This is a genomic window from Nocardia spongicola, assembly GCF_047200775.1.
Taxonomy (GTDB): domain Bacteria; phylum Actinomycetota; class Actinomycetes; order Mycobacteriales; family Mycobacteriaceae; genus Nocardia.
This window is the reverse complement of sequence record NZ_JBJZOO010000001.1, coordinates 264,069-281,892: the sequence shown is the minus strand read 5'-3', so window position 1 is coordinate 281,892 and position 17,824 is coordinate 264,069. Positions and strand designations below refer to the sequence as shown.

Annotated in this window: 14 protein-coding genes; 7 read left to right on the top strand and 7 right to left on the bottom strand. The window is 64.5% G+C overall.

Features of this window, described 5'->3' with window-relative positions; translation table 11 throughout:
- Positions 1 to 160: 160 nt before the first annotated feature.
- Positions 161 to 307, bottom strand: coding sequence for a hypothetical protein (locus ACL02S_RS01300; protein ID WP_412800375.1), 147 nt, complete (start codon positions 305 to 307; stop codon positions 161 to 163).
- 891 nt (positions 308 to 1,198) lie between these two features.
- Between ACL02S_RS01300 and ACL02S_RS01295 the strand changes: the two genes are divergently transcribed.
- From ACL02S_RS01295 to ACL02S_RS01285, 3 genes are all read left to right on the top strand, one after another.
- Positions 1,199 to 1,726, top strand: coding sequence for a flavodoxin family protein (locus ACL02S_RS01295; protein ID WP_412800374.1), 528 nt, complete (start codon positions 1,199 to 1,201; stop codon positions 1,724 to 1,726).
- A gap of 205 nt (positions 1,727 to 1,931) precedes the next feature.
- Entirely contained in the window at positions 1,932 to 2,846 is a 915-nt protein-coding gene (locus tag ACL02S_RS01290) for a universal stress protein (RefSeq protein WP_412800373.1), read from the top strand.
- 15 nt (positions 2,847 to 2,861) lie between these two features.
- Complete coding sequence (locus tag ACL02S_RS01285) at positions 2,862 to 3,731, top strand: universal stress protein (protein ID WP_412800372.1); 870 nt, start codon at positions 2,862 to 2,864, stop codon at positions 3,729 to 3,731.
- A 27-nt stretch (positions 3,732 to 3,758) separates the two neighbouring features.
- On the opposite strand, the gene otsB is transcribed toward ACL02S_RS01285, so the two are convergent.
- Positions 3,759 to 7,730 (bottom strand): trehalose-phosphatase, encoded by a 3,972-nt coding sequence (gene otsB, locus ACL02S_RS01280; protein ID WP_412800371.1) that lies wholly within the window; start codon positions 7,728 to 7,730, stop codon positions 3,759 to 3,761.
- 158 nt (positions 7,731 to 7,888) lie between these two features.
- On the opposite strand from otsB, the gene ACL02S_RS01275 reads away from it, so the two are divergent.
- Positions 7,889 to 8,887 (top strand): Acg family FMN-binding oxidoreductase, encoded by a 999-nt coding sequence (locus ACL02S_RS01275; RefSeq protein ID WP_412800370.1) that lies wholly within the window; start codon positions 7,889 to 7,891, stop codon positions 8,885 to 8,887.
- Positions 8,888 to 8,987: 100 nt separating this feature from the next.
- Positions 8,988 to 10,004, top strand: a complete 1,017-nt coding sequence (locus ACL02S_RS01270) for an Acg family FMN-binding oxidoreductase (RefSeq protein WP_412800369.1) — start codon at positions 8,988 to 8,990, stop codon at positions 10,002 to 10,004.
- A 56-nt stretch (positions 10,005 to 10,060) separates the two neighbouring features.
- On the opposite strand, the gene ACL02S_RS01265 is transcribed toward ACL02S_RS01270, so the two are convergent.
- From ACL02S_RS01265 to ACL02S_RS01250, 4 genes are all read right to left on the bottom strand, one after another.
- Positions 10,061 to 11,680 carry an ABC transporter permease gene (locus ACL02S_RS01265; RefSeq protein ID WP_412800368.1) on the bottom strand — a complete coding sequence of 540 codons (1,620 nt, stop codon included), beginning with the start codon at positions 11,678 to 11,680 and terminating at the stop codon, positions 10,061 to 10,063.
- The gene (locus tag ACL02S_RS01260) at positions 11,677 to 12,591 is read right to left on the bottom strand and encodes an ABC transporter ATP-binding protein (protein ID WP_412800367.1); all 915 of its coding nucleotides are present in this window, start codon (positions 12,589 to 12,591) and stop codon (positions 11,677 to 11,679) included. The genes ACL02S_RS01265 and ACL02S_RS01260 overlap by 4 nt, the downstream gene beginning before the upstream one ends.
- Positions 12,588 to 13,544, bottom strand: coding sequence for a 1-phosphofructokinase family hexose kinase (locus ACL02S_RS01255; RefSeq protein WP_412800366.1), 957 nt, complete (start codon positions 13,542 to 13,544; stop codon positions 12,588 to 12,590). Before ACL02S_RS01255 ends, ACL02S_RS01260 begins: the two co-directional genes overlap by 4 nt.
- A gap of 138 nt (positions 13,545 to 13,682) precedes the next feature.
- Positions 13,683 to 13,961: a DUF1918 domain-containing protein gene (locus ACL02S_RS01250; RefSeq protein ID WP_412800365.1), complete on the bottom strand. Its 279-nt coding sequence runs from the start codon at positions 13,959 to 13,961 to the stop codon at positions 13,683 to 13,685.
- 236 nt (positions 13,962 to 14,197) lie between these two features.
- On the opposite strand from ACL02S_RS01250, the gene ACL02S_RS01245 reads away from it, so the two are divergent.
- Positions 14,198 to 14,848: a DUF2267 domain-containing protein gene (locus tag ACL02S_RS01245; protein ID WP_412800364.1), complete on the top strand. Its 651-nt coding sequence runs from the start codon at positions 14,198 to 14,200 to the stop codon at positions 14,846 to 14,848.
- A 7-nt stretch (positions 14,849 to 14,855) separates the two neighbouring features.
- A complete protein-coding gene (locus ACL02S_RS01240; protein ID WP_412800363.1) occupies positions 14,856 to 16,364 on the top strand; it encodes a bifunctional aminoglycoside phosphotransferase/ATP-binding protein in 1,509 nt (502 codons plus the stop codon).
- Here the strand turns inward: ACL02S_RS01240 and ACL02S_RS01235 are convergent.
- Positions 16,359 to 17,717 carry a phosphoribosyltransferase family protein gene (locus ACL02S_RS01235; RefSeq protein WP_412800362.1) on the bottom strand — a complete coding sequence of 453 codons (1,359 nt, stop codon included), beginning with the start codon at positions 17,715 to 17,717 and terminating at the stop codon, positions 16,359 to 16,361. The genes ACL02S_RS01240 and ACL02S_RS01235 overlap by 6 nt on opposite strands.
- Positions 17,718 to 17,824: the final 107 nt, after the last annotated feature.

The window sequence follows — 17,824 nt, the reverse complement described above, 5'->3', positions numbered from 1 at the left end:
TTGCCGGCTTTCCCGAGCGTCCAGAAAATTGAAAACAGGATCTTTGAGATCTTTGGAACATCCACAATCACGTGGTACGAGCTAGCTGATAGCAGTCTGACGCAGAGTAGTCATACCAAATCTTGCTCACGGAAGGAAATTTCGGGGACGGACGGCGTGGCTACGACAAGCCCCCGGGGCCGACACGCATCCCCGTATCCGACAGATCGGCAAAATCTCCTGCCACCAGCGGGATCCAGCGAGTCGCGCCCTTGCTGGGGCGGGAATATCCCAGCCCGGCGTTGATGTGGGCGAGCGGAACCGTCACGAGCAGGATGATTGGCGTACAACCGCTTCCATATCGGGACCACCGCAACGGAGGCAGCCCGGCCGCAACCGGGTGCCGTTCGAGATCGACGCGCATCACAATATTTCGGCAACTGCCCGATCCGCTACTCGAATCAAGTATTCGAATTATTTTCCATACACTTCGAGGTGGTTCATTTCATCACCAATTCCATCCGATCGATAAGGTAAATATTCGATCGGATCGAATTAATCGATCGAACGACTCCCTGCCCGTATTGTGTGACCGGATACACAGTACACATGCAGTACTGCCGCAGTCGCGCTCGGCAGGAATCCGATCGGTCGGCCATAGTTCGGTACGGAGAAGAGCTCGGTCCGAGGAATCGAATACGGGTACGAAGCTGCTGGTGTCACCCGGAAAAATTCCGTATCATGTTCTGTCCGCAGGACTTTCGACGACCACAGCCAGTCCGCCCGGCCATGGTGCGTCCGGTTACGGAAAGATCCGTTCCGCGACAGAACCCGATCATCGCTCGAACACGCGGACTGTCGCGAGCATATCTGCGAGGAATTTACGGGACAGCAGACCGGCAAATCCGGGGATCGGCGGGATCCGACAGCGGAGCGTACTTGCGCCGGGGCCCATACGGCCGCGCCGCTCATTACGGCACTACGACGCTTCCCGAAGCCGAAAGCACGAACAACACTGCGAGAAATAAGCGCATTTCGCGATAACAGCACCCGCAAACCGGGTACCCGATCCGGCCACACCACCCGCGAGAAAGACCGTGGCGGACGGGGCGAAGGTCCTCCGGTGAGGGTCGGTTCGGCTCTGTCGCCTCATCTCTTGCCGCCGTAATGTCGAAGTCCTTTCCACGGTGCGCGGCGCAGCGGAGACAGAGGAGAGGCTATGCGGGCACGGGTTGTCTACGAATCGATGTTCGGCAACACGGCGGCCGTTGCCGAGGCTATCGCGACAGGGCTGCGTGAGCATGCCGAGGTGGAAGTACTGAACGTGGTGTGCGCCGCCGAACTGCCCGCGCAGCCGGTGAATCTGCTCATTGTCGGTGGGCCGACCCACGCATTCGGGCTCAGCAGGCCGAGGACACGCCGTACTGCCGCCGAACAGAGCGACCGGCCGATCGCGACCGATATCGGCGTGCGGGAATGGCTCGATGCGGCGCTACCGGTGTCGCCGGGCCGCCGCGCCGCGGCTTTCGGCACCACAATGGCCAAGCCGACCTGGTTACCCGGATCGGCCGCGCGCGGTATCGGGAAACGGCTGCGGCGCCTGGGATACTCTCTCGCGGATCAACCGGTGGACTTTGTCGTCGAAGACACGACCGGCCCGCTCGGCTCGGGTGAACTGGAACGCGCCCGGGTCTGGGCTGCCCGGCTCGCGCACACCGAACTCGACCGCATCATGCACAAAGCCTGACTGTTCTGCCACAGCGTTCGTGGCGTCCGCCACACGGAATCACGGTCGGCCGCGGCCGCGGCACCACCGCCCGGTGCGCCGTGGCCGAAGGACCTTATTGTTCGGGACCAACGCCAGGGGTACATAGTGATGGCATGGCTCTTACTCTTCTGAATGTCGAACTCGTCTGAATATCGAAGCACCGCTCTCCGAAGGGACACCACGTATGTCCGCCCCGCTCACCGACAACCCACACGACTCGGTATCCGCGGCAGTGGTCGTCGGCATCGACGGTTCCGCAGGCGCCGAGCTCGCCGTACGCTGGGCCGCCGAGATCGCCGCACAACGTAACCGCAGGCTGCTGATCGTGTACGGCTTGAACCTCGCCGCCACCAAAGCCATCTTCGGCATGTACGACCTGATGGTTCCCGCGATCACCCAGACCTTGGAAGAGGAAGGCGCCGCCCGGCTGGCCGCCGCGGCCAGGCTGGCCCATCGAGTCGCCCCTGAACTGCAGGTCGACACCGAGCTGTCACCGACTCATCCGGCCACCCTGCTCATCGAACGCTCCGCTTCCGCGCATCTGGTGGCCCTCGGCGCCGGGCACGGTGGCGAACTCGCGCATATCGGCTCCACCCTGCTCGCCGTGACCGCGCACGGTCACGGCGATATCGTGGTGGTCCGCACCGCCGAGGGCGAACAACAGATCCGCCGGTCCGGACCGGTCGTGGTCGGCGTCGATGGCAGCCGAGCGTGTGAGGCTGCGGTCGCCTCGGCGTTCGCGGAGGCGAGTCTGCGCGATACGACGCTGGTCGCGGTGCACGCCGCCAGTGATATGACTTTCCACCCGCACAGCGGAGTCAGTACTCTGCTCCCCACCCGCGAGCTCGAAACAGCCGCACAACAGGTACTCGCCGAACAGCTCGCGGGCTGGCAAGAGAAATTCCCCGACGTCCAGGTGACTCGCCAGGTCGGCGCCACGGCGCCGCGCAATCTGCTCACCGCGTGGTCGAAGTCCGCGCAGCTGCTCGTGGTCAGCAGCCGGGGCCGAGGGGGGTTCCGTGGCCTGCTGCTGGGGTCCACTAGTAATTTCCTTGTCCAGCATGCCGATTGTCCGGTCATGGTTGCCCACGACGTATAGGAAGAAACAAAACACATGTCTGACAGCAGCACTCTGCCTGTTCTCGTCGGAATCGACGGCTCGCAGTCCGCACTCGCTGCCGTACGGTGGGCCGCCATCGAGGCGGCACACCATCATGCCCCGCTGCACGTGGTCTACGCGATCGGCGACCCGCTCGATTTCGGGCCTGATACCCCGATCCCGCAGTGGGAGCAGGACTACCAGCAGGAAGGACTCGACGCGCTGGAGGTCGCGCGCAAAACAGCGGTAGCGGCATCCGCCTCGATCGAGGAACTCGACATCACGACCGATCTGGTTCAGGCGCCGCCGATCCCAACGCTACGTGATCGGTCCGAGGCAGCGCGCCTGCTGGTGATCGGCACCCGTGGGCTCGGCTTCTTGGGCCGAGGTCTGCTCGGTTCGGTGAGCACCGCGCTGGCCAGGCACGCCGACTGTCCGGTCGCCGTGATCCCGGACAACACGGCACCGGCGGACCACGGCGCAGGCCCGGTGGTGGTCGGCGTGGACGGTTCGGAGCGCAGCGCGCAAGCCATCGAGATCGCCTTCGAGTACGCCGCACAGCACGGCGCGGAGCTGGTCGCGGTGCACACCTGGTCGGAGTTCTTCCGCTATGACGCACGCGCCACCATGCAGGAAAAGGGCGAGGAATTGCTCTCGCAGAGCCTGGCAGGCTATGGCGAGACCTATCCTGAGGTGTCGGTACAGCGCATCGTGGTCGAAGGCAACCCAGCCAAGCGACTGCTCGACGCGGGCGAACATGCCCAGCTGATCGTCGTCGGTAGCCACGGACGCGGCGGTTTCGCCGGAATGACACTCGGCTCGGTCAGCCAAGCGGTCCTGCATGCGGCGCAAGTGCCTGTCGTCATCGCCAGATCGGTGAGCTGACCGTTCCCTTACCGAAATCAGCCATACTCATGCGCACGGTCCGGCCGCTGAATCCATCGGCAGCCGGACCGTGTTCCCTGCGGCGAGTCGCACGGTCCGGTCCCGGCAGATGATCTCGATCGGCGGCGATATGCCCGGATCCGCACTGATCTCGACCCCACCGTCGCTGATACGCACCATCAGCCGATGGCCACGATAGATCATCGGGAACGACAGGGCGCCGAGCGCGGCAGGCCATTGCGGGCAGAAGATGAGGCGATCACGGCGGATCTCCAATCCGGTGAAGCACCGCTGCAGCAGATCGATGCTCCCCGCCATCGCCCCGAGATGGATCCCCTCCGCAGTGGTGCCACCTTGGATATCTGCGATATCGGACTCGAGCACGAGATCGAAGAACTCCACGGCCCGGTCACGGTTGGCCCGAGCCAGTACCCAGGCGTGCACCAGAGCGCTCAATGTCGAGCCGTGTGAGGTGCGGGACAGATAGTAGTCGATGGTGCGTGGAATCATCTCGCCAGGCAACTCGTATCCCAAGTGTTCCAGTATTTCGCGGAGCTCATCGGCCGACAGCAGGTAGAACAGCATCAGCACATCGGCTTGTTTAGCCGCCCGATAGCGAGTGATGGTGTCGCCCTCGGCCTCCAGGATCCGGTCCAGCCGCTGGATATCGCCGTAGCGCTTCCGATAGTGGTCCCAATCCAATTCGGCCAGTTGCGCATAGCCCTCGAACTGGCTGATGACTCCATCGTGGAACGGCACATACATACGGCAGGCGACATCCCGCCAGTGCTCCGGTTCCGACGGATGCACCGAAAGCGTCTCTAGCAATTCCGACCGGGCGCGCGGTGCCAGGAGGTCGAGGGCATCGAGTGCCCGCAGGATCACCCAGACGGCCATGACATTCGTGTAGGCGTTGTTGTCGATACCCGCGTCGGGCGCTTCCGGATAACCGGAGTGGAACTCGTCGGGACCGATAACCCCACGGAGGGTGTAGCGCCGGCGCTGCGCGTCGCACTCGGCCAGACTCGACCAGAAACGCGCGATATCCACCAGCAGTTCGGCACCGCACTCGGCGAGGAAATCGAAATCGCCGGTCACCTGATAGTACTGCCATACGTTGTAGGCGATCGCGATTCCGATGTGGTGCGCGCGCCAGCTGGGATCCCGATTCCAGCGGCCCGACAACGGATTCAGATGCAGTCGCTGGCTTTCCTCCCTGCCATCGCTACCGGACTGCCACGGGAACATCGCGCCGCTGAGACCGGTTTCCTCGGCGGCCCTCCTTGCCTCGGGGAGGCGGCGATAGCGATACCGTAGCAACGAGCGAGTCAGGGCGGGGAAGCGCAGGTTCAGTACCGGAAAGACGAACAGCTCGTCCCAGAACACATGACCGCGATATGCCTCACCGTGCAACCCGCGGGCCGGCACGCCTACATCGAGATCCACGGTGTTCGGTGACAAGGTCTGGACCAGGTGCAGCAGGTGCAGGCGCACGATGCGGGCGGCGGATTCGCTGCCCTGCAGATCGATGCGCAGCCGGGCCCACAGATGCTCCCAAGCCACCGTGTGCCCCGCGAACAGCTCTGCGTATCCGGCTGCGGCATCGAGCCTGCGAGCGGCTTGCTCGTCCGGCCCAGCGGTCGCGTGGTCGCGTCCGGTGGAGACGCTGACGATCTTCTCCAGGGTTATCGCGTCCCCGGTGACCATATCGACGCTGAAATCGTGTCCGATCAGTCCGTCTCGATCGATGAGTTTTGATGTTGCGTCCACCGGATCGGCACCGCGCCGCACCGTGCTGCGAGTCGCCACCGCCACCACCACCGCCGATTCGGTGGTCCGCACCGCGAGCAGCACCGAATTCCCGGACAACGGCACGGCACGCTCCGTCACCAGGTGCGTGTCCGACAGCTGGCGATAGCGCCCCACCAGGCGATTACGCACGGCTCCATCGACAGCCGAACGAATCCCCAGCCGCCCCGACCAGTTCTCGGCCGTGATCATCGTCGCCAGCGCACCCAAATGCGGCTGATGCATAGCGATGAACCGGCGCTGGGTCACCGAGGTGATTCGCCCCGCGGTGTCGCGGAAGCGGAACTTCCGGACGAGTTCGGCCCGGCGCAGATCTACCCGCTGCTGGTAACACAGCAGTTCGGTGGCATCGATATCGAACCAGTCGCCGTCATCGATCCGGAAGGTCACCGGCAGCCAGTTCGGCAAATTCACCAGACTCTCGTTGTCGATATCATGCCCTTCGACCTCGTCGTAGCGGCGGTTGTACACCCCAGCGATATAGGTGCCTGGGTAGTGCAATGCCCCGGCGGGACATTCCGGTGCCGTGCCGCGGGTAGCGAAGTAGCCATTGCCGACCACACACAGCGCCTCACGGAGCTTCTCCTGTGCCGGTTCGTAACCGTCGAAGGAGAGCATCCACGATTCCGGCACTTCCGCAACGGTTCCGGTACGCAATAGTGCGGTCAATCGCTCGAGAAAGCCACATACCTGGCGTGGACCACCGACCGCGAACCGGGCGGCGGTGTATCTGTCGCCGGTCTCGTCGTGCCGCACCACGAGGGCGAGCCCATCGGCTTCGACCGCGTCGAAGGCGTCTTCGTCGGTCAGATCGTCACCGAGATAGATGGGGAGCACCGGAACGGTGAGATGCTCGATGATCCAGCGCACCGCGGTGCCTTTGTCCCAGTCCACATCCGGACGCAATTCGGTGACCTGTCTGCCCTGGGTCACCCGCAACCCGGCCGAGCGTCCGGTGTCGTGTACTGCGGCAACCACCCGGCCGATATGCTCGGCAGCCACTTTGCGGTGATGCACGGCAACAGCGAATCGCTTGTGCTCGATCAGAACTCCCGCGATATCCCGCAGCTGATGCTGTAGTGTCTCGGCGGCCGAGGCGATCGCTTCCTCGGCGCCCGGTCCGATATCGGGCACATGCCGGGTGCCGTCCGGAGCCATCAGATCGAAGCCGTGACTACCCGCGTACCAGATACCACGGACATCCACCCGCTCGCGCAGATCGGTCAGATCCCGTCCGCTGATGATCGCCACCGGGCATTCCTCGGCCAGTTCCGTCAACGTGGTCACCGCGCCGTCGACCGGTTGCGCGGCGGGCGGATCGGCGACGATATCGGCCAGGGTGCCGTCGAAATCCAGCAGTACCGCGGTCTTCTCGGTACCGAGGAGATCCACGATATGAGGCCAGTGCTCGACCACATCCGCGACCTCCGACATCCGCCGTAAGCCCCCGGTCACCTGTACCCGCGCGAGGTCATCGACGACCGTGTCGGCGCCCTGCGCACGTAACCGAGCGGCGTTCGCGTTCCGGTCCACCCCGATAACCAGCGCGAAACCACCATTTCGGCCTGCGGCCACCCCTGCCTCGGCATCCTCGACGACCACTGTGCGGCCGGGTTCGGCATTCAGTCTGCGAGTTGCCTCGACCAACATCGCCGGATCGGGTTTTCCCGCCAGCCCCAGCTCCGCGGCGATGACACCGTCCACCCGCACGGCGAACAGGTCGGCGACTCCCGCGGCAGTGAGCACCTGCGCGCAGCTTCTGCTGGCGGAGAACACCCCGGTGCGGATGCCTGCGGTGTTCAGTCGCCGGATCAGCATGACAGTCGATTCGAATGCCCGCACCCCCGCATGCGCGATCCGATCCAGGAACAGATGATCCTTCCGGTTGCCGAGGCCGCATACGGTATCGGATTCCGCCGGATCGGTGGAATGCCCCCAAGGCAGTGCGATACCTCGGGCCGCCAGGAAATCCGCGACACCTCGATAGCGCGGCTTGCCATCCACATAACGCAGGTAATCGGTTTCGGTGAATGGTGAGCGGTTTTGTCCGGCAGCGGCCGGTGCTCGGCTGAGGAAGGCATCGAACATCTCTGCCCAAGCCGCGGCATGGATCGACGCGCTGTCGGTCACCACCCCATCCATATCGAAGATCACCGCGTCGTGATAGCGCGCGTCGATCCGCGGTGCCACCGGTGCCCTGTTCCCCACTCCTCCAGCCTGAACAGCTCGATTCCTCCCGTCCAGGGGCGAAGGTCCGCAGCGGCCGCTCAGCAGGCAGGGCCACCGGCGGTCCGATCCGGGACCTATGACTCATGTCAGACTGCCGTGGAATATCTACCGTCAGCGGTATGACCCAGTTACCGACCGGGAATACCATCGAGAAGGCCGTGCTGCTCGCAGGCCGGGCACCGTCGCTGCACAACAGTCAACCCTGGCATTGGGAATTCGACGGCCGGGCCCTCCGTCTGTTCTCCGTGCCGGAACGGATGCTCCCCGCAACGGATACTTCCGGTCAGCAGCTGCTGATCAGCTGCGGGATCGCCCTGGACCACCTGCGCGTGGCCATGGCAGCGGCGGGCTGGCATACCCATGTCGACCGTTTCCCCAATCCCAACCGCCGCGATCACCTTGCCACCCTCACGTTCCATCCGTCCGAGGCCGTGACCGACGGCGATCGCGATCGTGCCGACGCCATCATGCGCAGACGCACCGACCGGCTGCCGTTCACCGCACCCACCGGCTGGTCCGATTTCGAATCCATCCTGCGGGCCACTGTGAATCCGGCTGATGTCGCTCTCGACGTCTTACCGGAAGGCAGCCGTCCCACGCTTGCCCGTGCCGCGGAGATGGCCGCGGCCCTGCGCCGCTACGACTCCGAATATCATGCCGAATTGCAATGGTGGACAGGACATACCATCGCCAGTGCCGGTGTCCCCAAAGAAGCTCTGATCTCTCCGGAGGAAGGGCGGCAAGTCGCTATAAACCGCCAGTTCCCCGCGGCCAAAGATATCCCGCCGCGTAGCGAGAGCACCACCGATCACGCGGTGATCCTCGTCCTGTCCACCGATAGCGACACCCCGGGCGACCTGGTGTCTTGCGGTGAAGCGCTCTCCACAGTGCTGCTCGAATGCACCCTCGCGGAGTTCGCGACATGCACCCTGACCCATCTGATCGAAGTACCGCGCAGCCGTGCTGTCATCCGGGAGCTGACCGAGCACTCCGGCCTGCCCCAGGTTATGGTCCGGGTCGGTATCACGTCCGCCGCAGACCAGGACACTCCGCCGACGCCGCGCAGGCCGCTCGCCGAAATACTCGATATGTCCGCACCCGCCGAACACGCGCAATGAGACAAACGATATCCGCACCACCCCCGGCGAGGACCGAATTCCTCGACTACCGGGAGGAATGCCCGTATCCGTTGACCTGCCTACAGAGAAAAATCGAGATATGACCGCCGACGACGAGAAAGGTGCCGTACCGGTTCCCGATCACCCGACAATGCTGGCAGCACTGCAGCTCGCTACCCGTGCGCCGTCGGTACACAACACCCAGCCGTGGCGCTGGGTGTTCGACGGCGTTCGCCTCCACCTCTACACCGATACCGATCGGCTGCTGTCCGCGACCGATCCACTCGGCAGGCAACTGGTGATCAGCTGCGGTGCGATGCTGCACCATGCACGCACCGCTTTCGCCGACCGCGGCTGGCATACCGACACCACCCGAGTCCCCGATCTCGACCGCCCCGATCGTCTGGCGGTCATCGCATTCCGGACCTGGCCGGATCCGCCCGCCGGTATCCACTCCCGCGCACTCGCTATCGACCAGCGCCACACCGATCGGCTGCCGTTGTCCGAACCGGAAGGCTTCGCCGATCTCCTGCCTCGAATACGCATGCTCGCCTCGCCGCACGAGGTCGAGCTCGATGTGCTCGATGACAACGCTCGGGCACGGCTTACCTCCGCATCGGAGCAGACCAAGGCCGCGCGCCGCGAAGATCTGTTCTATCAGACCGAATTACAGTGGTGGACAGGACGTTCCGAAAATTCCGTTGCTGCTGAAGGGGTACCGCAGTCCACGTTGGTTTCAGACGCGGAATTCGCGCGGGTCGGGGTCGGACGAGCCTACCCCCCTTCCCCGCATTCGATGCGCCGCGCCCAGTTGGAGGATCGCGCTCGTCTGCTCGTACTCAGCACCGGCGCCGACTCGGTGCTCCACTGGCTGCGGGCTGGTGAGGCGCTGTCGGCCGTGCTCCTTGAATGCACCGCAGTCGGGCTGGCAACCTGCGCGTTCACCCATATCACCGAGCTGGAGGCGAGTCGCGAATTGCTCACGAACCTGCTCCCCCAGCCGAGCAAGCCGCAGGTGGTGATCCGAGCCGGGACCGCGCCCGCCGATGCCGATCCCATCCCGGCCACCCCCCGCCGAGGGCTGTCGGACATCTTCACGATCGTCGAATCACACTGACCCGATCGGCATGCGCACCGGGCCACCCAGCGGGTACGGCCATAACCGCATCCACGTCAGTAGCCGGCATCGCGGCGGCGGAAGCCCGCGAACCCGGCCGCGAATCCGGCCACAGCCACCACGGTGAGCACGATGATCGGTGCGGCAGTGACGGTTTCCAGTGGCGCCTTCGGAATGTGGGTGAACGGAGAGGCGTCATCGAACCAGTCGGGCAGATCGAATGCCGCGGTGAAGAGCACCGCGACAGCGCAATAGCCGAATACTACCCACGCCACAGGGACCACAGCTCGTGGCACCCAGCCGAATCCGAGCACTGTGACTGCGACGATCAGCCAGAGGGCGGGCAGATACACCAGTGCCACCCCGATCATGCGCAGTGGCCGACCGGCATCGGCAATCGCCACCCCATGCGTCAAGCCGATGCCGAAACCCCCGGCGGCCAGTACGAACGCCCCGCCACCAACGGCAACGGTGAGATGCCCGGCCAACCAGGCATACCTGCTGATCGGCGCGGCCAGAACTGGCTCGGCCCGGCCCGAACTCTCTTCACTCCGGGCGCGCAGCACGCCGACAATACCGAATGCGCAGGCAAGCAGGGCAACGACCATGACAGTAAGAGACAGATACGAATCCACGGCATCGTCCGCACCACCGGGCAGATAGGCAGCGATCTCCGGATTGTCGGCGAGAAAATCCTCGATACTATCGGCGAACGAGCCATACGCCGATCCCAATGCGAAAACGCCTATGGTCCAACCGAACAGCGAACCGCGCTGCAGCCGCCAAGCCAGCCCCAATGGTGAACCGAGTGCCCATGACGCAGTCGCGCGCCCGGTCCCATAAGTGAGCAATCCCGCACCGAAATCGCGCCGATCGAGCAGGGCGAACGCCACAATGGCACATACGAGGCTCACGGCGGTGAACAGCAGCACCGTCCACCAACGGTCACCCGCGTAGGGGTAGCTGCGCTGTCCCCATCCTATGGGCGACGCCCAGGACGCGGCGCCGTTACCGACATCGCCGACGGCACGTGCCACATAGGCGGCCACGAGAGCCGAGCCGACAGCACCGTAGACACTGCGCGGATTCTCGAATACCTGCGCTGCGACCGCGGTGATACAGGCAAAGGTGATACCGACACCACCGGTGACGATGCCCAGCAGCAGAGAACCTTCCACCGGCAGACCGGTGCCGACCGCGGCGGCGAAGACAACCAGCGCGACCGCGATATCGGCCAGCCCGGCCAGCGCGAGTGCGGCGACAGCAGGGGCCCGACGCCCCACCCGCGCCGAACGGAGCAGTTCAGCCCGCCCTGTCTCCTCGTCGGAGCGAGTGTGCCGCCCGATAAGGAACATATTCATCACCGCGACCACGACCGCCAGGTAGGCGAAGATCTCGAACACGATCTCACCGCCGATAGTCTCCAGCAGCCGAGTCGGCCCACCCATCGCGATAGTGGCCGCGCTGGCGCTGATCGTCTCGCGAAGCTGCGCCAGTTTCTGTGGTGTGTCATAGAAGCGCTGGCTGCCAACGGATTGGAATGCGACCAGCGCGCCTGCGCCGAGCAGCCAGAACGGCAGCGTGAATCGCTCACGCCACAGCCCGAACCGCAGCAGTGTGCCCACTCCTGCGGTGGTCTCGCGCAGCGGCGTCCCCGGAATCGGCATAGTGCTCATGTCCCCTCCGCGGCCACAGACGCAGACGTTGTCGCGTAGTGCCGCAGAAAGATGTCCTCCAAGGTGGGCGGGGAGCTGGTGAGGCTGCGCACCCCGAGATCGACCAGTACCCGCAGCACGGTGTCGAGATGAACGACATCGACGTCGAATCTGGCCTGCGTGCCGTCGAGGACCACGTCGTGTACACCCGGGATCGTGTCCAGCCCCAGCGGGGGGCGAATGGTCTCGACCGTGATCGCGGTACGGGTCAGATGCCGCAGTTCGGTCAGGGTACCGCTTTCCACGGTGCGACCGTGCCGGATGATACTCACCCGGTCGCACAGCGCTTCCACCTCGGCGAGAATATGACTGGACAGCAGGACAGTCCGGCCCTCGTCTTTCCATTCCGCGATACAGTGCTGGAATTCCGCCTCTTTCAACGGGTCGAGACCGATGGTCGGCTCGTCGAGCAACAGCAGCTCCACATCCGAGGCCAGCGCCGCGACGAGCGCCACTTTCTGTCGGTTGCCCTTCGAATAGGCGCGGGCCTTCTGCCGCGGATCGAGATCGAATCTCTCCAGCAATTCATCACGGCGCTGTCGGTTGAGGCCGCCACGCAGCCGTGCCATCAAGTCGATGACCTCGCCCCCTGTGATCCCCGGCCACAGCATGACCTCACCGGGCACGTATGCCAGCCGAGCATGCAATGCGACCGCGGCGGACCACGGATTATCGCCGAGCATGCGCACTGTCCCCGAGTCGGCGCGAAGCAAGCCGAGCAGGATGCGGATGGTCGTTGTCTTACCAGAACCGTTCGGACCGAGAAATCCGTGTATCTCCCCGGTACGCACCAGCAGCTCCAGGCCGTCGAGTGCCTTGACCGGGCCGAAGGATTTCGTCAGGCCGGTAATCGAGATCGCGAACTCGCTCATCCCGGCGTCCTGTCTTTATCCGCACCAGCCGCTGCCTCGATCCGCACGAGTTCTCGGTACAGTTCGTCGATATGCTCGGGCCGTCCCGGGCCGGTGCCTACGGTGGCCAGCGCCGCGGTCGCGGCGGCTATGCCGAGGCGCACCGCGTCGGCCAGTGAATACCCTCGGACCAGTCCCACCGTGGTACCACCGACCATGGCGTCACCCGCGCCGATTCCACTGCGTACCCGAGCCGGGATCGGGGGGAACCACTCATGCTGGTTCCGTGTCACCACAAGCGCTCCGGCCGCACCGAGTGACAGCAGCACGATTTCGGTCATCCCGGAGGTGATCAGCGTGCGCGCAGCCGATAGTTGCTCGGCGCGCTCGGTCAACGGGTGGCCGACATAGTCGCCGAGTTCGCGCACACTCGGCTTGATCAGGTACACGCCGTGGCGCATGGTGCGCAACGCGGGGCCCGATGTGTCCAGCACCACGCGCACTCCCGACTCGGCGACGAGATCGGTGAGAGTCTGATAGAAGTCCGGGGAGGCTCCCGGCGGTAGAGTTCCGCTGGCAACGAGGTAGCGCACGCCGCGCACCGCTCGTTCCACTTCGGCCAGGCAACGGTGCTGTTCTGGGGCGGTGATCCGGGGGCCGCGAAAGACGAACCGGTACTGTTCGCCGGTCGCGGTGTCGGTGACCGCGACGTTCTCCCTGGTCGGCTCGGCCACCGATACCGACCGCACCGGGACCCCGGCCTCGCGTACCAACTGCTCGAGCAGCCGGCCGTGCAGCCCACCCGAGGGAAACACCGCGGTGACCTCGACCCCGAGCCCGGCCGCCGTGCGCGCGACATTGATCCCACCACCGCCCGGATCGAAACGCGGTGTCGTACAACGCATCTTGTCTATCGGCATGACCTTGTCGACGCACGTCGCCAGATCGACTGCCGGGTTCATTGTCAATGTCACGATCCGGCCCACCGAAAACCTCCTCGGTCCGGCTTTCCGGACTACAGCGCTGCCCGGTTTCCCGTCGATGCCTTCCTCCCGCGCACCGGCGGGCACGGTGACCGTACGAGTCGGTATCCCGGTGTCACCCGGCACTCCTCAGTTTCCGGCGGATTCGGCGACGTGTCTGTCCCGTCGATAGGGTCTGGAAGAGAAGTAATCCGCCGCGATCTCTTCCTGCGCACGCAGCTCACCGCTGGTTACCACATGCGCGTCCGGACCAGGAAAAGTGAGTGCCCGATGTCCCGTATCGGTCCAATGCACCAGGTAGGGAGGCATCCCGTCCTTACCGTGTACCTCCTCGATGAGACCGTGCCGGACCACACCACCGACACTGCGCCCTTCTACGATCAGCCAATCCCCTGCCTTCGCGTGCATACGACGCCGACCTCCTCCGCTCCCCTTCACCACCATGGTCGCGACGGGCCGCGAACCGGCGATAGGGCCATTGGTCGCCGAGTAGACGACCACGCCCCGCCATAGCCGGTTCCACCACACTGCGAATCGACAACGACCAGGGCCGATGATCACCTCTGGTATGGGCCGATCGACCGATCCGGCCCGAGGACATCAGGCCCTAGGCTCAGGGCGGTTGCCAGGACGACGCTGAAATCATGGCCTACAAAAACGATCCCCTGGCTGCATCTACGAACTCCGCGCGTCAATGGTTTATCGCGGTCGCCGAAAAACTCGATACCGATGACCTCGGTTTCGTATGCCGGGTAGTGCGTGCCTGGCTGCACGCCGTACGCGACCGCATCGGTGTCGTCAGCTCGGCGCACTTCACCGCACAGCTGCCCGAATTCCTGCGCGGCATCTACTACGAGGGATGGGTGCCGAGTCACACCCCTGTCGGGCATCGCGCCGGGCCGTTCCTGACCCAGTTCGCGCAGGAAGCCGGAGTTGCCCGCGATGAGGTACCCCGGTTGGCCGGTGCGGTCACCGACGCGCTTACCACCCAGTTCTCCCCGGGGCAGCTCGATCACATTTTCGCCGTACTGCCGGTACGCCTGCGGCAGGTTCTCCGCGGGGAGACCATAGATGAGACCACTGCCTCACACGCCACTCACGAAACCGACACCAACCGGATCGACGAACTCGAACAACGGCTGCGGCTGCTCGGTGACGCCATCGCAGTGCTCGCCCGTGGTCTGGAACAGCTGCCGACCGGCGATACCGGTGACAAACGCCGGGCCGCCGCCGCGCAGCAAGCCCATCGCATCCTCATCGCAGAGCATCTCACCACGGCATCCACCGAATACTGACCCCACGATGACCTACATTCACGAACCATTCGCGCAACTGCGCGAAACACACAGCGGTCTGGTCATGTTGTGCGGGGACCGCGCCTACAAAATGAAGAAACCGATTGTCACCGACTTCCTCGATTTCAGTACCCCGGAGAAACGGGCGTTGGCATGTGCCAGGGAGATCGAGCTGAATCAGCGCCTTGCCCCCGATATCTATCTCGGCCTGGCACAGTTGACGGATCCCGAAGGCGGCGCCGATGAGCCGATCATCGTCATGCGCAGGATCCCGGACTCACAGCGCCTGTCCACCCTGCTCAGCAACAACCGAACGCACGAACGACAGGCGCACGAACCAACCGAACTGGCCACATTGGCACGTACTCTTGCCCGCTTTCACGTATCGGCCCGGCGTGGGCCCGGCATCGATCGCGCCGGAACACCAGCACAGCTGCTCCGGCGCTGGCACGCCCTGCTTCGCCCCTTACGGGAACACCCGCACCCGGCTGTCGATCCGAATGCTCTGGCTCGAACCGAATACTTGGCCACCAGGTATATCGACGGTCGCGCAAGATTACTGACGGAGCGGATCGAGAGCGGCCGTATAGTCGACGGTCACGGCGATCTGCTCGCAGAGGACATCTTCGTCCTGCCCGACGGCTTCCGGATTCTGGACTGCCTCGATTTCGACGACGAATTACGCTTCGTCGACAGCCTTGACGATGCCGCTTTTCTGGCGATGGACCTCGAATTCCTTGGTCACCCGGAGGAATCCGGTTCGTTTTTACGCGCGTATCTGTGTGCGGCAGACGATGCGGCACCGATGTCCTTACAACACCACTACATCGCTTATCGGGCAATGGTTCGCGCGAAGACCGACCACATCTGCGCAGCACAGGGTGATCCGGAGGCATCCGGGCATGCCGAGCGGCATATCGAACTCGCGCTGCGGCACCTCGAACAGGGCGCGGTTCGTCTCATGCTCATCGGCGGTCTACCCGGCACAGGAAAATCCACTGTCGCGACCCATGTGGCGGCCGCGACCGGAGCCGATCTGCTTTCCAGTGACAGTGTGCGCGCCTCGCTGCGCGCCACCGGGACGATCACGGGAGCCGCAGGGTCATTCGGCGCAGGCGCCTATCAGCCTGCCGCTAAGGCATTGGTGTATTCGCACATGCTGGCTCAGGCCAGGGATCGGCTCGAGCACGGGGTATCGGTGATCCTCGACGCCAGCTGGACCGATACGGAGGAACGCGCCAGAGCCACTGCCGTGGCCGAGCAGAGCAGCGCGGACCTCGTATCACTGTGCTGCGTTTGTCCCGCTGCCCTCGCCGACGAGCGAATCGGCGCCAGACCGAAGGGGGATTCGGAAGCGACACCCGCGATCGCGGCAGCGCTGGCTACCACGGCCTCGTCTTGGCCGGAATCCATAGCGCTCGACACAACACGGCCGATCACAGAATCGGTTGCCACAGCGCTGGGCGCCTGGTACGAGCGGATGCCCCGAACCAGGGCAGACGAAGCGGCGTTATGACCGAGTACCGGTTACTCGGCCGCTCTCGATATCGAGCGCCGCAGCGGGTGCCAGCTTGTGCATAAACCAGTCGCCGGCGAGTTCCGCGACCTTTTCCAAAGCGCCCGTCTCCGCGAACAAGTGTGTCGCGCCTGGTACCACCGTCAGCCTGGTATCGCCCGAAATCTCCTGTGCTGCAAGCTGGTTCAGCTCCAGCACGATATGGTCGCGACTGCCAACGATCAACAAGGTCGGCGCACGCACTGCGGTCAGCGTGGGACCGGCGAGATCTACCCGGCCGCCACGCGATACCACTGCGGCGATCTCCGTGCCGAGATGAGCTGCGGCCAAGAGTGCCGCGGCGGCTCCCGTGCTGGCCCCGAAGTATCCGATCCGCATACCGGCGACCTCGGTGCGCTCGGTCAGCCAACCGGTGGCCGCGACCAATCGCCGCGACAGCAACTCGATGTCGAACACCCGCGCACGGTCGATCTCTTCATCCGGTGTGAGTAAATCGAAAAGCAGCGTGCCGAGCCCGGACCGATTCAGCACCTCGGCCACATAGCGGTTACGCGGGCTGTGGCGGCTACTGCCGCTGCCGTGCGCGAACAACACTATCCCGATGGGGTTGTCCGGAATGGTGAAATGCCCGGCCAGACCGACCGTACCGGCCTGGATCAATACCTCCTCATCACACAGTGGTAGATCGCCCGCCCGGCCCGCCTGAGGCTCCGGCCGCGTTCCCGCGGCCCGGCGCAGCAACTCGGTGACCTCTGCGTCGGATACCTGGTCGAAACGGCGATACCAGCAGCCGACAGCACCGAACCATGAGGGCACCTCGAGGCAGACCACCTCATCGGCTTCGTCCTTCAATACGGCCAGCGCATCATCCGGTGCCACCGGAACAGCCAGCACCACCCGCCGCGCGCCCTGCGCCCACGCGACCTGGCAGGCAGCGCGAGCGGTCGCACCAGTGGCGATGCCGTCATCGACGATGACCACGGTGCGGCCCGATAACGGAATACGCGAGTGCGTGCGCCGCAGCCGTTCGGCCCGACGACTCAGTTCGCCACGTTCGCGACGCTCGACTGTCGTCATATCCGCACTGGTGAGCCCGGCTCGCGCGACGACGATGTCATTGATGACCAGCACACCGTCCTCACCGATCGCTCCGAACGCGAGTTCCGGCTGATACGGAACGCCGAGTTTGCGCACCACTATCACGTCCAATGGCGCATCCAGCGCCTGCGCGATCTCGTAGGCGACCGGCACACCGCCGCGCGGCAAGCCGACCACAAGGACATCCTCACTGCGGAGATGATCCAACCGCTGTGCCAACTGGCATCCGGCGTCGCGACGATCGTCGAACAACATCGCAAACCTCCTCGTGGATCTTTCCATCGTGGGCTTCGACGAGACATAGCGACAGATCCGATCGTTGCCCTGACGAGGGCCGTTGGTCCCGGATACGCGCGCTGACA